Raw genomic sequence first — 855 nt, forward strand, 5'->3', positions numbered from 1 at the left:
CGTGATCGCGCTGCGGCTGGGCGAGGGCCACCGCCCGGCCCGGATCGCCGCGGAGCTGGGCGTGCACCGATCCAGCGTGACCCGGGAGCTGGCCCGCAACCGCGTCGGCGGGGTGTACTCGGTCCGGATCGCGCAGCAACGCACCCACGCCAACCGGGCCCGGCCCCAGCCGCGGAAACTGGACCGGCCAGAGCACGCCGCGCTGCGGGCCGAAGTCATCGCGGGGTTGAACGCGCACTGGTCCCCGCAGCAGATCCAGGGCGAGCTGGCGTTGCGCTACCCGCAGGATGAGTCCATGCAGATCTCCCACGAGACGCTCTACCAGGCGCTGTACGTCCAGGGCCGGGGCAGCCTGCGCGCGGAGCTGGCTAGRGAGAAGGCGCTGCGGTCGGGGCGGACCCATCGGGTGCCGGCCTCGAAGCTGGCCGCTCGGCCCCGGGGCCAATCTTGGGTCGGGGATGCCACCATCACCGCCCGCCCGGCCGAGGCCACCGACCGGGCCATGCCCGGACACTGGGAAGGCGACCTGATCCTGGGCGCCGGGAACCGGACCGCAGCGATCACGCTGGTCGAGCGCACCACCCGGTACACCATGATCGCCCGGCTCCCGGCCCGGCACGACGCGKCCACCGTCACCGACCGGCTCATCGAGATGGTCACGGCGCTGCCCRCCCACCTGGTCAAGACGCTGACCTGGGACCAAGGCGCCGAGCTGGCCGAGCACGCCCGGTTCGCCGTCGCGGCCGACTGCAAGGTCTACTTCTGCGACCCGCACTCACCGTGGCAGCGCGGCACCAACGAGAACACCAACGGCCTGATCCGCGAGTTCTTCCCCAAAGGCATCGACTTCACCAC

1 protein-coding gene is annotated in these 855 nt (G+C 72.2%); it reads left to right on the plus strand.

Annotated features, from left to right (window positions below):
- Positions 1-855 (plus strand): IS30 family transposase (locus AB4030_RS22400; RefSeq protein ID WP_442281406.1); only part of this gene is annotated, 855 nt, incomplete at both ends.

This window comes from Terrabacter sp. 2YAF2 (assembly GCF_052114705.1).
Lineage (GTDB): Bacteria > Actinomycetota > Actinomycetes > Actinomycetales > Dermatophilaceae > Terrabacter.